The sequence below is a fragment of the Caballeronia hypogeia genome (assembly GCF_001544875.2).
Taxonomy (GTDB): domain Bacteria; phylum Pseudomonadota; class Gammaproteobacteria; order Burkholderiales; family Burkholderiaceae; genus Caballeronia; species Caballeronia hypogeia.
Genome location: NZ_FCOA02000033.1, coordinates 1 through 12,762, shown reverse-complemented (window position 1 = coordinate 12,762; position 12,762 = coordinate 1). Strand labels below are relative to the sequence as shown.

The window sequence follows — 12,762 nt, the reverse complement described above, 5'->3', positions numbered from 1 at the left end:
GCTTCACGCCTGCTGCATCGCGGCCTTGATGTGGCGGATCTGGCTGGCCATCTGCCTCGCGACTTCAGCCTGACGGGGAGGAGCGAGGCGGCTCGAAATGGCCGCGACGCTCAGCGCCGCGACCGGATTATCGGAAGGAAAGGCAATGCCGATGGCGGCCATGCCGGGCGTGCCCACGCTGTCGAGAAAGGCATAGCCGCGTTCGCGTCCGAGCTCGACGGCTTCGCGCAGCAGCGTGGGCGTGAACGCGCCGAATTTTTCGTAGCGGTCCGCGTTCTCGTTGATGATCGATTCGGCTTCTTCGGGATCGAGCGCGCAGAGAATCGCGAGGCCGCCCGCGCCCACGCCGAGCGGACGCCGGATGCCAACGTCCAGCGAGAGCGAACGGATCGGATAGTCGCCCAGCGCGCGGTTCGTGCAGACGGCTTCGACGCCGCTGCGCTCGCTGAGATAGATGGTGTCGAGCGTGAGATCGGCGAGCCGTTGCATGGGCACGTCGCACAGATCGGCAAGGCGGTAACGCGGGCGTGCGAGCAGACCGAGTTCGTGAATCAGCGGACCGAGATAGTACTTGCGGGTGTGCTCGTCGCGAACCACGAGACCTTCGATCTCGAGGCGGCTCAGCAAACGGAAACATGTGGAAGTAGCAAGCTCGCTGGCGGTGGCGATTTCGCCGATGCGCATGCCGCGCCGGCCGCGCGATGCAACGGTTCTCAAAAGCCCGATCGCGCGTTCGATGCTTTGCGTTCCGGAGCGTGTTTCCTTGGAGTCTTTTTTCATGTTTGAGCGTGATCGCGCAATAGAAACCGGTGTGGAGATTCTACGCCACATTGTGGCGAAAAATGGGGTTAGCCCGCATCCGTGACCCAGGGTAAATCGGTTCTAATCCTTAGCACGACAACGCAGTGACACTTGACCAAAACAGCCGTCCCCCGGAGTACACATGGCTCAAACGATCGCGGAAAAAATTCTGGCGCGAGCAGCAGGAAAGGCCGAGGTTCACGCAGGCGAAGAGATCATCGTTCGACCGGACTATGTCATCGCCTACGATTTCCCGGGCTATACCGATGTCTTCTTCAAGGAGTCCAGAGAAGAATTCGGCGTGGAGCAGGTGTCGAGCCCCGAGCGCATCGTGCTCTTCATCGACCACATGGTGCCGGCCGCATCGCCGAAGGAAGAAGAGTTGCACAAGCAGACGCGTCAGTGGGGCAAGCAGCAGGGCGTGCCCGTCTATGAACGCAAGGGTATCGGGCATCAGGTCGCCGCGGAACTCGGCTATGCGACGCCCGGCGCATTCGTGATTCATTTCGACGGCCACGTGAGCCAGATGGGCGCATTCGGCACGCTTGCGATGGGTGTGCGCAAGGCCGTGCTCGAAGGCTTCGTCTCCGAGCATATCGCGCTGAAAGTGCCCGGCACGGTGAAGATCGAATTGAAGGGCACGGTGCGTCCCGGCGTCATGGCGCGTGACATCTTCCATCATCTCGTGCGCGTGATGGGGCCCGCGTCGTGCCGCTTCAAGGTCGTCGAGCTGTGCGGGCCGGTGATCGATGCCATGAGCATCGAAGGTCGTCAGACGATCTGCGGACAGGCCATGTTTCTCGGCGCCACCACGATGATCATCGCACCGGACGCGAAGACTCTGGCCTACACCAACGAGCGCCGTCAACTCGATCTCGAACCCGTGCATGCGGATGCGGACGCCCATTACGACCGCGTCGAATCTATCGATATCAGCGAGCTGGCGCCGATCGTCGTCGCGCCGCCGAGTCCGGCGAATACGCGCGATCTGACGGAATACATCGGCCTGGAAGTGCATACCGGCTATCTGGGCAGTTGCGCGAGCGGCCGTATCGAAGACCTGCGCGTGGCGGCTCAAGTGCTGAAGGGCCGCAAGGTTGCGGAGGGCTTCCAGCTTCACGTCGTGCCGACCTCCGCCGAGATCATGGCGCAAGCCGCGCGCGAAGGCCTGATCGAGACGATCGTGGAAGCAGGCGCGTTCGTCAGCTCGCCGAGCTGCGATTACTGCTTTGGCCGCATCGCGACGATGTCGGACGGCATGCGCGCCGTGTCCACCGGCACGCTGAACACGCCGGGCCGCATGGGCAGCGCGGATACCGAGATCTTCATCTGCAACGCTGCGGTGGTCGCGGCATCCGCCGTCGAAGGGCGCATTGCCGATCCCCGCCCGTTCCTGAACAAGGAGTAACAGAGATGAGCCTTCCGATTCTCGACGGCCGCGCGGCCTGGATCTATGAAGAAGCCAATTACGACATCGACCTTATCGTCGGCATCAAGAACATCAAGATCACGGACCTCGACGAACTCGTCAAACACACGATGGCCAGTTACGACCCGGCGTTCGTGCAGTCCGTGAGCAAGGGCGATCTGCTGATCGCAGCCGATAACTTCGGTTATGGGCATCCGCACTATCCGGCCATGAAGGCGATGCGGCGACTCGGCATCGCGGGCGTGATCGCCGATTCGTTCTCGCCGGGCTTCTTTCGCGGCGAACTGGCGATGGGCTTTCCGCTCGTCACCTGTCCTGGCATCAGCGAAGTCGTGGCGCGCGGCGAGCATGTGCGCGTCGATTTCGAAAGAAACGTCGTGATCAACGTCGATCGCAATATCGAGCTGCCAGTCGAGCCGTGGTCCGATACAGAACGCTCGATGATCGAACTGGGCGGACTCAATCCTTATCTCAAGGCACGGCTCGCCAGGAGCGCTGCCGGCAATCTGAACGCTGCATGAGTGAATATCGGGAGAAAGCTATGAATTCGCAAAGAAAGCAGATTCGTCAAAGCATCGCATCGGGCAAGACCTTCTGGTTCGGCGGTGCGCAGGACGCGCTGTCGGCATTGCTGGTCGATCAGTCCGACTTCGACGGCGTGTTCACCACGGGCTTCGGCATTTCGGCTTCGTTGCTGGGCCAGCCGGACATGGAGGTCTATACGCTGACGGAGAACGCGGCGCTGGTGAATCGCATTGCCAACGTCGTGAAGAAGCCCATTTTCGCGGATGCGGATACGGGCTACGGCAATGTGATCAACGTGGCGCGCACGGTGCGCGAGTTCGAGAAGGCGGGCGCCGCGGCGATCTCGCTCGAAGACCAGATCAGCCCGAAGCGCTGCCCGGCCGCTGCTGCGGTGACGCCGGTCGTTTCACTCAAGGACGGCATCGCCCGCATCAAGGCGGCAGTCGATGCGCGGCACGACGATGATTTCGTGATCGTCGCGCGCACCGATGTGACGGACCCGTCCGAGGCGATCGATCGCGCCGCGCACTACGCGGAAGCGGGCGCGGACGTGGTGCAGCCCATCTCGCGCACCTTTTCGAGCTTGGAGGAACTGAAGCAGCTTCGCGAGGCCACCGGTCGCCGCCTGTCGCTGCAACTGATGGCGGGCACGTGGATGGCCGCGCTCAGTCGCGAGCAGATCGAATCGGTCGCTGCGTTCGCGAGCTATCCGCTCATCACACTGATGTCGACAGTGGACGCGCTGCAGAAGAACCTGGCGGCGCTCGCGGCTCGCCGCACCGGCGACGCCGGCGATCTTCCCGTCGGTCAGGTCACGATGAAGGAGTTCAAGTCGGTGATCGGCTGGGCGGAGATGGAAGAGCGGCAAGCGCATTACGAGAGCAACTAGCATTCATTTCTGATCCAAGACCGTGGAAAATTCGCTGACTTCATCCTATACGGATAGTTTGCTCATCAAGCAACTGTTGCATACGCCGCTGCAGATTCGGCCCGAGCAAGAGATTGTTTCGGGCAGCCGCAGACATAGCTATGGCCTGTTCAGGCAACGAATCGGCAAGCTTTCGAGCGCGCTGAGTTCTATCGGCGTTCGTTTCGGCGACACGGTCGCGGTGATGGACTGGGACAGTCACCGTTATCACGAGTGCTACTTCGCGTTGCCGATGATGGGTGCGGTGCTGATGACCGTGAATGTGCGGCTCTCGCCGGAGCAGGTGCTCTATACGCTGAATCATTCGCGCGCGTCCGTCGTGATGGTGCATCGGGATTTTCTGCCCCTGCTCGATTCGGTCCGCGCGAAGCTCGAATTCGCGGATCGGTTCGTGCTGATCGGAGACGAAGACTCGTCCTTGCCCGCATCGCACTTCGTGGGCGAGTACGAGCAACTGCTCGCAGCGGGCGACAGCGCCTACGCGTTTCCCGACTTCGACGAGCGCACGCGCGCCACCACCTTCTACACGACCGGCACGACGGGCACGCCCAAGGCGGTGGCGTTCACGCACCGGCAACTGGTGCTTCATACGATGGCCGGCATGGCGGCGCTCACGAGTCCGCGTGAGAAGGGCCGGGTGCATCGCGACGACGCGTATATGCCGATCACGCCGATGTTCCATGTGCACGCATGGGGCATGCCGTTCATCGCAACCGCGCTCGGCCTCAAGCAGGTTTATCCGGGGCGTTACGCGCCGGACAAGCTGCTCACGCTTATTCGGGATGAGGGCGTCACGTTCTCGCATTGCGTGCCGACGGTCCTGAGCATGATCCTGCACAGTCCGCTGGCCGAATCGATCGACCTGTCTTCGTGGAAGGTCATCGTCGGCGGGTCTCCGCTTTCGAAAGGGCTCGCGAAAGCGGCGCTAGAACGCGGCGTCGATGCCTACACGGGATATGGCATGTCGGAAACGTGTCCGCTGATGTCGTTCTCGCGCGTCGATCCGCTCACCGAGGCAGACGACGATCTCGACGCGGAACTGGCGCGCCGCACCAAGGCGGGTTTGCCGTTGCCGCTCATAGACATGCGCATCGTCGATGAGGAGATGCGCGACGTGCCGCGCGATGGCGTGGCCGTGGGCGAAGTGGTCGTCAGAATGCCGTGGGCCACGCAATGTTATGTGGGCAACGAGGAAGCCACTGCGCAACTGTGGCGGGGCGGCTTTCTGCACACCAACGACATAGGCCTGATTACGCAAAGCGGCGGCTTGCAGATCACGGACCGCATGAAAGACGTGATCAAGACGGGCGGCGAGTGGGTGTCGTCGCTCGAGATCGAAGACATTCTTTCGCGCCATGAGGCGGTGCGTGACGTCGCGGTGATCGGCGTGAAAGACGACAAGTGGGGCGAGCGCCCGCTCGCCATCGTCGTACTCAACGAGGAAGAGGCGGGAAGCATAGGACCGGAGCAGCTTCGCGCCCATGTGGGAGAGGCCGCGAGCCGCGGCATCATTCCGCGTTTTGCCGTGCCCGAACGGTTTCTGATCGTCGACATGATCGAGAAGACGAGCGTCGGGAAGATCAACAAGCGTGCGCTCCGGGAACGTTACCAGAACGTCTGAAGTTCGCCTTCCCGGAAGTTCAATTCAAAAGTCCTATCAACCCCGCTGAAAGCAAGTTCATAAAAATTAGGTATGCAAATGACGTTCGGAGACTCGAAGATGAAAAAGCTGCCCCTTCTGATGCTGCTCGCACTGGCGCCCGCGTATAGCCAGGCACAAAGCAGCGTGACGCTCTACGGTATCGCGGATGCCGGCGTGCTGTATGTCAATAACTCGGGAGGGCATCAGTTGTACTCTGTCGCGAGCGGGAACGAACAGGGTACGCGCTGGGGCTTGCGAGTCGTCGAAGACCTGGGCAGCGGCCTGTCGGCGGTGGCCCAACTGGAGAATGGAACCAACATCATGACGGGCGCGGCGCTGCAGGGCGGCCGCATGTTCGGACGTCAGTCGTGGGTCGGGCTTTCGCACACGCAATACGGTACGTTGACACTGGGTCGTCAATACAACCCGATGCAGGACCTGCTCGCGCCGCTGCAGATCGCGTCCAGCACGTCGCTGACGGCGTTCGGCTCGCATCCGTTCGACAACGACAACATCGGCCTGCTGGTGCGCCAGAACAACACGGCGAAGTACATGACGCCGACGATCGGCGGATTCCGCGCGGGCGCATCGTATTCGTTCTCGAACAACACCAACTTCGCGCGTAACCGCGCTTACAGTGCGGCATTGACGTACGCGATGGGCCCGGTGACCGTCGCCGCGGGCTACTCGCGCTTCATGAATCCCGCGGTATCGACCGACGGCGCGCTGCCTTCGGACAACTACTACAGCGCGGCGACGACGCCGTTCCTCGCCAGTGCGCAAACCGTCCAGCAATGGGGCGTGGGTGCGAACTACAAGATGGGCTCGCTGATTCTCGGCGCGATCTACACCGGCGCCCTGTTCGAGAATCCCACCAGCGGATCGCTGTTCTCGGGCGCGACCGGAAGCGGCGGCGGCACGGGCTCGGTGCGATTCCAGAATGCCGAACTGAGCGCGCGCTATTACTTCCGTCCAGACATTCTCGCGTCGATCGGCGAGTCGTACACGCATGCGACGCAGGGCAGCGGCTCGGGCAATTACTGGCAGACGAGCGCCGGCGTTCAGTACTTCCTTTCGAAGCGTACCGATCTCTACCTGAATGGCCTCTTCATGCAGACGTCTTCGAATTTGCGCGCGTGGTTCGCCTACACGCCGGCGCCTTCGTCCACGGATCGGCAGGTCGCGGTCGTAGCGGGTATTCGTCACAAGTTCTGAAGCACGGTTCCTGCACGGTTCCTGCACGGTTAATCAGCAGGTGGGTTCGCCGGACGGCCTTCAGGGTCGCCCGGCATTTTTTTATGCAAACCAGGATCAACGGATGGAACGCGCATAACCCAAAGTAATGCGTCGATGAAAAATTAGCGCATTGACGGCGTCGTTGCACGGTCGAATACTCCGGGGAGGCGAGTAGCGGTCGCTTCCTCGCATCGCATTCGAAAGTGAGACCGACGATGTCACGATCGTTGCCCGACAAGATGCACGCCGTCCTTCTGACCGGGCTGGGCGGCTTCGACAAGCTCGAATATCGAACCGACGTGCCGGTGCCCAAGCCAAAGCAAGGCGAGGTGCTCATTCAATGCCGCGCGTCCGCGGTGAATAACACGGATATCAACACGCGCATTGGCTGGTATTCGAAATCTATCGACAGCGACACCGGTTCCGGCGGCAAGGAAGGCTTCGCCACTGTGAACGGCTCCGATGCGTCGTGGTCCGACGCATCGCTCGATTTTCCCCGCATTCAAGGCGCCGATTGCTGCGGTTATATCGTGGCCGTGGGCGAAGGCGTGTCGCCTGGGCGTATCGGCGAGCGCGTGCTGGTGAGCAACCTGCTGCGAAGCTATGTCGATTATCGGCCGTTCGAATGCTGGACCTTCGGTAGCGAATGCGACGGCGGTTTCGCGCAATTCACCGTCGCGCCCGCGAGAGAGACGCTCAAGGTCGATTGCGACTGGACCGATGCCGAACTGGCCTCCATTCCGTGCTCCAATTCGACGGCGGAGAACATGCTGCATCGCGTGAAACTCGGCGTGGAAACGGTGCTGGTGACGGGTGCTTCCGGCGGTGTCGGATCGGCGGCCGTGCAGCTTGCCAAGCGACGCGGCGCTCATGTGATCGCGCTATCGTCGCCGGCCAAGGCGGCGGCGCTTCGTGAGCTCGGCGCGGACCGTGTGCTCGACCGCAACGCCGATCTCGTGGCGGTGCTCGGCGAAAATTCCATCGATGTAGTGATCGATGTCGTTGGTGGCGAGCAATGGCCGAAGCTTCTCAAAGTGCTTCGTCTGGGTGGCCGTTATGCGATCGCAGGCGCGATTGCCGGGCCGATTTCCCGCATCGATCTGCGCACGCTCTATCTCAAGGACCTCACGCTGATGGGCTGCACCTTTCAGGAGGAGGAAGTCTTTCGAAATCTGATTTCGTACATCGAGAAGGGCGAGATCAGACCCTTGGTCGCGAAGACTTTTCCATTGAAAGATATTCGTCTGGCCCAGGAAGAGTTCCTGAACAAAGGACATCTCGGCAAACTCGTGCTGAACATCCCGGAGGCGTAAACATGAAGATCGAAGAGATTCATCTGTATCAGCATGAGCTTCCGGTTCTCAACGGCCCGTATCGCATGGCGCGGGCAGATGTCTATTCGCTGACGACCACGCTGGTCAAGCTCGTCGCGGACAACGGTCTGTTCGGCTGGGGCGAAACCTGTCCCGTCGGCCCGACTTATGCCGAGTCGCATCCGGCGGGCGCGCTCGCGGCGCTCTCGGCGATGGCGCCCGGCCTCATCGGCGCCGATGTATTGCCGATGCCCCTGCACGATCGCATGGAAGGTCTGCTCAACGGGCACAGCTACGCCAAGGCGGCTGTCGATATCGCCATGCATGACCTGCTGGGCAAGCACTACGGCGTCAGCGTGTCCGATCTTCTCGGCGGCGCGCTCGCGGACCGCCTGCCTTCGTACTACGCCGTCACCATCGGCGCGCCGGACGAGGTCGCGCGCGTCGCAGCGGAAAAGCGCGCCGAAGGTTATCCGCGTCTGCAACTGAAAGTCGGCGGACGGGCTATCGAAGAAGACGTGGCAGCGGTTTCGAAGGTATGGGAGGCCATTCGCGGTTCGGGCATACGTCTCGCGGTGGATGGCAACCGCAGCCTGACTACGCGCGACGCGATCCGCCTCAGTCAGGAATGCGCGCATATCCCCTTCATCCTGGAGCAGCCTTGCAACACGATAGAAGATCTGCAGAAGATCCGCGGCCATATCAACCACGCTCTCTATATGGACGAGAATTGCACGAGCCTCGGCACGGCGATCACGGCAGCGGGCACGGGCCTCGTCGATGGCTTCGGCATGAAGGTCACGCGGCTCGGCGGCCTGCATCCCATGCGCGGCTTCCGCGACGTGTGCGTTGCGCGCAACCTGCCGCATACCTGTGACGATGCGTGGGGCGGCGATCTCATCGCGGCGGCGTGCGCGCATATCGGCGCGACCGTTCCGCCCGCATTGCTCGATGGCGTCTGGATCGCCGCGCCGATGATCGAAGGGCATTTCGACTCGAAGAACGGCGTGAGCGTCGAAGGCGGTCATGTCAGGCCACCGAAGGGCGTGGGACTCGGCATCGTTCCGGAAGAGGGGATGTTCGGCAATCCGCTGGCGTCTTTCTGATGCCGGGCTGACCAGCGGGCCCGGCGCCCGCTGGCGCACTTCGGTTCAGGCAAGCAGCCGCGAGATCAGATCGGGCGTCGCGTTCACGCCGTACTTGCGCAACAGGCTCGCGCGATGAATGTCCACCGTGCGCGGGCTGATGTTCAACTCCTTGCCGATCTCCTTGCTCGTCATGCCATGAACGAGAAAAGCCGCGACGTCGCGCTCGCGCTCCGTCAGCGTGCTGGCGATATCCGATTGCTTGCCGTTTTCCGAGAGATCGGTGAACGTCCAGATCGCCAGTTCGAAAGGCCGCTTCGGGTTATAGCCAAAGCCGCAGACGGTGACCCAGAAATGGCTGCCGTCGATGCGCCGCATGATGCGGTCATCGCTGAAGAAGGCGCGCTTCGCGATGAGCGGTGCGAGGCGGCGACCGGTCGTCGTGAAATCTTTTTGCTGCGGATAAAGTTTCGAAAACGACTGATCGACTATGTCGCCGCGCTCGGCCCTGAAGAGTTCGAGCGCTCGCGCGTTGCAGTCCACCATGACCCGTTCCCGCGCGACGATGACAGCTACCGGCAGATGCCTGAAGAGATCCTCGTAGTCGAGATTCGACGTCTTGTCGGTCATGGTCGGCGTCTGCTTGCGTGTGGGTAGGCTCCCTGGCGATTGTAGCGCTCGCACAGAGCAATCACGCTACGTGAAAAACGCAGCAGTCATGCCCTTCGCCTTTGCATTGCGTCTCGGATGACGTCGCGCGCGGCCCTTTCTTCGCGCTGTCTGGCGCGGTGTCGTTGACCCAGTCCATCGCGCCGGCGAACCAGCCCGCGAACATGTAGCAAAGCTTTCCGTGCTTGCCTGGCTGCGCCAGAACGAACGATGAATGATGAACGTGGATGCGCGCCTGCGATTTCCCGGGGTCTGCCTCGACGATGGAGAACAGACCCCAGCCCCGCTGCGACAGGCGCTTCAGATAGTGCTCGAAAACCGCCATGCCGCTGATGCCGTGCTGGTCCGCTTCCTTCTCGCACCAGTGGTAAGCCGATTTATAGCCCGCTTTATAGAGAATCTCGGCATAGGCTTCGCGGCCGAGCGCCTCTTCGACAGCTACGTGGTTGTTGGTGAAGAAGTGCCGCGGCACGTAGAGCATCGGCAGGGCGTCGGTGGTCCACACGCCGGTTTGCGGATCGACTTCTATCGGCAGTTGCGGTTGCATGTCAGACGTTCCAGACTTCGCCGAACACCCGCAGCCAGTTTTCGCCCATCACCTTCTTGATGCGCGATTCGCTCCATCCCGCGCGTTCCATCGAGGCGGTGAGATTCGGGAATTCGCCGATCGTGCGAATGCCTTCCGGATTCACCACTTTGCCGAAATCCGTCAGACGGCGATAACGGCCTTTGTCGTGCGTGATCCAGTCGAAGAACTCGGTGCTATAGCCTTGCGTGAAGTCCGTGCCGATGCCGACCTTGTCCTCGCCGATCACATCGATCACGTATTCGATCGCTTCCAGATAGTCTTCGACGGTCGCGTCCGCGCCGCGTCGCAGGAAGGGCATGAACATCGTCACGCCGACGAAGCCGTTCGCCTCCGCGATCTCGCGCAGCTGATCATCGGTCTTGTTGCGCGGATGCTCCTTGAGACCCGAAGGGCAGCAGTGCGAGTACGTGACGGGCTTCTTCGAACAGGCAATGGCGTCCGACGAAGTCTTCGCACCTACGTGCGAAAGATCGACCATGATGCCGACGCGATTCATCTCCTGAATCACTTCGCGGCCATATCCGGACAGGCCGCCATCGGGTTCATACGAACCGGTGCCGACGAGATTCTGCGTGTTGTAGCAGAGCTGCACCACGTTCACGCCGAGCTCCTTGAACACTTCGATATAGCCGAGGTTGTCCTCGAACGCATACGAGTTCTGGAAGCCGAAGATGATGCCGGTCTTGTTCTCCTTCTTGGCGCGCAGGATGTCGTCGGTCGTGCGCACGAGCGTGAGAATCTCGCTGTATTCGCGGATCTGCTGCTTCATTTCCGCGATGTTGTCGATGGTTTTCTGAAAGTCGTCCCAGACGGAGACCGTGCAGTTGACGGCGGTGACGCCGCCACGGCGCATGTCTTCGAACACGGAGCGCTCGAATTTCGAAATGTTCAGACCGTCGATGATGATGCTCGAATCGTGGAGGCTGCTCATTGCTTTGATCCGTTCGTTTTCAATGTGTGAGTGTGAGTGGAGAGTGGCGCGCGCGCTCAGACGGTTCGCTTGATGCCGTGCTTGACGGCAACTTCGTCGCTGTCGCCGTGAGTGGGCGAACCTGCATGCTCCAGCGAAGTCTTCGACGTTTCGTGCAGCGCGAGACCACCGATCATCGCGAAGATCGACACTGCGATCAGGTAATACGCCGGCGAGAGATTCGTTCCCGTCGAGGAGATCAGCCATGTCGCGACCAGCGGCGCGGTGCCGCCGAAGATCGTGTACGCGAGGTTGTACGTGATGGCGGAGGCGGTGTAGCGGGTCTTCGTCGCGAACACTTCCGACATGAGCGGCGCGGTGACCACGCCCGAAACCACGGCGCCCACGGCGAGCAGCGCGACGCCGAACAGCGACTTCGAAAGATCGCCCGAACCGCCGAGCGCGAATGCGGGATAAACCGAAGCGATGATGAAGACGCAGGTGCTCGCGATAGTCGCGCGGCGGCCCACCTTATCGGAGAACAAACCGGCGAGCGGGCACAACGCGGCGGCGAAGAAGAGCGCGAGCACGGTCACCAGCAGCGACGTTCCGCGCGACAGATGGCCGGCCACTTGCAGATAGGTCGCGAAGTACGTCGTGAACGTGTAGAACGAAAGGGCCGTGACCGAGACGAACGCGCCGAGCTTCACGATGTTCCACGACTGTGAGCGCAGGGTCTCCATCAACGGGGCGTGCGCGACCTCGTGCTTTCCTTCGAGCGCCTGGAAAGCGGGCGTTTCATGCAGATTCACGCGCAAGTACACGCCGATCAGACCGACCGGCGCCGCGATCAGGAAGGGAACGCGCCATCCCCATTCGACCATCGCAGCGGATGAAAGCGACGATTCGAGCGCATAAGCGACGATCGCGGCGCACGCGAACGACGAGAAGGTGGAAACCGGAACGAAGCTGCCGAAGAATGCGCGGCGGCGGCGCGGCGCATGTTCCATCACGTAGGCGCAGGCGCCCGCGTACTCGCCGCCCGCGGAAAACCCTTGCACGCAGCGAATGATGGTGAGCAGCAGCGGGGCCCAGTAGCCGATGCTCGCGTAGGTGGGAAGGAGGCCGATCAGAGTGGTCGAGCCGGCCATCAGCAGGATGGTGAACGCCAGCGTGCGCTTGCGGCCTATCCTGTCGCCGATAACCCCGAAGAAGATTCCGCCGAGCGGACGAAACGCAAAAGCGACCGCGAAGACCGCGAAGGTTTTTAGCAGGCCGACAGTCGGATCGCCGCTCGGAAAAAATTCTCGGGTCAGAATGGTGGCGAGAAATCCGTAAGCGGCGAAGTCGAACCACTCGACAAAGTTTCCGATCGACGCAGCCGCGATGACACGTCGCAGCGTTTTGGTATCGACTTCATGGGCGTTCTGGGTTGGCATGGTCCTCTCCCGTTTCACGTATCGGTTTTCATCCGATGTTGAAAAGAGAGTAGGTGCTCAAATTACTTAGGTCTATACGTGTCAATTACCTAGGTAATCAATCTCGGCGGTTCGTCTACTGCTGAAGCCATGCCTGAACCTTCTCCGGATGCGAGTCGACGAACTTCTTCGCCGCCGCGTTCCAGTCGTTGGTCGC

General features: G+C 61.4%; 12 protein-coding genes. 7 read left to right on the top strand and 5 right to left on the bottom strand.

Features of this window, described 5'->3' with window-relative positions; genetic code table 11:
- Window positions 1-3: 3 nt before the first annotated feature.
- Entirely contained in the window at window positions 4-780 is a 777-nt protein-coding gene (locus AWB79_RS31550; RefSeq protein ID WP_063963594.1) for an IclR family transcriptional regulator, read from the bottom strand.
- 163 nt (window positions 781-943) lie between these two features.
- Here AWB79_RS31550 and AWB79_RS31545 point away from each other — a divergent pair, with 163 nt between their 5' ends.
- The 7 genes from AWB79_RS31545 to AWB79_RS31515 all read left to right on the top strand — a co-directional run bounded on the left by AWB79_RS31545 (window position 944) and on the right by AWB79_RS31515 (window position 8,980).
- A complete protein-coding gene (locus AWB79_RS31545) occupies window positions 944-2,209 on the top strand; it encodes a 3-isopropylmalate dehydratase large subunit (protein ID WP_061171371.1) in 1,266 nt (421 codons plus the stop codon).
- A 5-nt stretch (window positions 2,210-2,214) separates the two neighbouring features.
- Window positions 2,215-2,751: a 3-isopropylmalate dehydratase small subunit gene (locus AWB79_RS31540; protein ID WP_061171370.1), complete on the top strand. Its 537-nt coding sequence runs from the start codon at window positions 2,215-2,217 to the stop codon at window positions 2,749-2,751.
- A gap of 20 nt (window positions 2,752-2,771) precedes the next feature.
- Window positions 2,772-3,644, top strand: a complete 873-nt coding sequence (locus tag AWB79_RS31535; protein ID WP_061171369.1) for an isocitrate lyase/PEP mutase family protein — start codon at window positions 2,772-2,774, stop codon at window positions 3,642-3,644.
- Between the two features lie 22 nt (window positions 3,645-3,666).
- Window positions 3,667-5,304, top strand: coding sequence for a fatty acid--CoA ligase (locus tag AWB79_RS31530; RefSeq protein WP_061171368.1), 1,638 nt, complete (start codon window positions 3,667-3,669; stop codon window positions 5,302-5,304).
- A gap of 99 nt (window positions 5,305-5,403) precedes the next feature.
- Window positions 5,404-6,540, top strand: a complete 1,137-nt coding sequence (locus AWB79_RS31525; protein WP_063963596.1) for a porin — start codon at window positions 5,404-5,406, stop codon at window positions 6,538-6,540.
- A 236-nt stretch (window positions 6,541-6,776) separates the two neighbouring features.
- Window positions 6,777-7,874: an alcohol dehydrogenase family protein gene (locus tag AWB79_RS31520; RefSeq protein ID WP_232471082.1), complete on the top strand. Its 1,098-nt coding sequence runs from the start codon at window positions 6,777-6,779 to the stop codon at window positions 7,872-7,874.
- A 2-nt stretch (window positions 7,875-7,876) separates the two neighbouring features.
- Window positions 7,877-8,980 (top strand): mandelate racemase/muconate lactonizing enzyme family protein, encoded by a 1,104-nt coding sequence (locus AWB79_RS31515; protein WP_061171366.1) that lies wholly within the window; start codon window positions 7,877-7,879, stop codon window positions 8,978-8,980.
- 45 nt (window positions 8,981-9,025) lie between these two features.
- Here the strand turns inward: AWB79_RS31515 and AWB79_RS31510 are convergent, their stop codons facing one another.
- From AWB79_RS31510 to AWB79_RS31495, 4 genes are all read right to left on the bottom strand, one after another.
- Window positions 9,026-9,589 (bottom strand): PAS and helix-turn-helix domain-containing protein, encoded by a 564-nt coding sequence (locus AWB79_RS31510; protein ID WP_061171365.1) that lies wholly within the window; start codon window positions 9,587-9,589, stop codon window positions 9,026-9,028.
- A 61-nt stretch (window positions 9,590-9,650) separates the two neighbouring features.
- Window positions 9,651-10,175 (bottom strand): DUF5943 domain-containing protein, encoded by a 525-nt coding sequence (locus AWB79_RS31505; RefSeq protein WP_061171364.1) that lies wholly within the window; start codon window positions 10,173-10,175, stop codon window positions 9,651-9,653.
- A 1-nt stretch (window position 10,176) separates the two neighbouring features.
- A complete protein-coding gene (locus AWB79_RS31500) occupies window positions 10,177-11,148 on the bottom strand; it encodes a dipeptidase (RefSeq protein WP_061171363.1) in 972 nt (323 codons plus the stop codon).
- A gap of 56 nt (window positions 11,149-11,204) precedes the next feature.
- Window positions 11,205-12,566, bottom strand: coding sequence for an MFS transporter (locus tag AWB79_RS31495; protein WP_061171362.1), 1,362 nt, complete (start codon window positions 12,564-12,566; stop codon window positions 11,205-11,207).
- Window positions 12,567-12,762: the final 196 nt, after the last annotated feature.

Coding starts and splice junctions, on each gene's coding strand:
- AWB79_RS31510 (WP_061171365.1), bottom strand. CDS start 9,589: ATGACCGACAAGACGTCGAATCTCGACTACGAGGATCTCTTCAGGCAT.
- AWB79_RS31540 (WP_061171370.1), top strand. CDS start 2,215: ATGAGCCTTCCGATTCTCGACGGCCGCGCGGCCTGGATCTATGAAGAA.
- AWB79_RS31500 (WP_061171363.1), bottom strand. CDS start 11,148: ATGAGCAGCCTCCACGATTCGAGCATCATCATCGACGGTCTGAACATT.
- AWB79_RS31525 (WP_063963596.1), top strand. CDS start 5,404: ATGAAAAAGCTGCCCCTTCTGATGCTGCTCGCACTGGCGCCCGCGTAT.
- AWB79_RS31515 (WP_061171366.1), top strand. CDS start 7,877: ATGAAGATCGAAGAGATTCATCTGTATCAGCATGAGCTTCCGGTTCTC.
- AWB79_RS31495 (WP_061171362.1), bottom strand. CDS start 12,566: ATGCCAACCCAGAACGCCCATGAAGTCGATACCAAAACGCTGCGACGT.
- AWB79_RS31535 (WP_061171369.1), top strand. CDS start 2,772: ATGAATTCGCAAAGAAAGCAGATTCGTCAAAGCATCGCATCGGGCAAG.
- AWB79_RS31505 (WP_061171364.1), bottom strand. CDS start 10,175: ATGCAACCGCAACTGCCGATAGAAGTCGATCCGCAAACCGGCGTGTGG.
- AWB79_RS31545 (WP_061171371.1), top strand. CDS start 944: ATGGCTCAAACGATCGCGGAAAAAATTCTGGCGCGAGCAGCAGGAAAG.
- AWB79_RS31550 (WP_063963594.1), bottom strand. CDS start 780: ATGAAAAAAGACTCCAAGGAAACACGCTCCGGAACGCAAAGCATCGAA.
- AWB79_RS31520 (WP_232471082.1), top strand. CDS start 6,777: ATGTCACGATCGTTGCCCGACAAGATGCACGCCGTCCTTCTGACCGGG.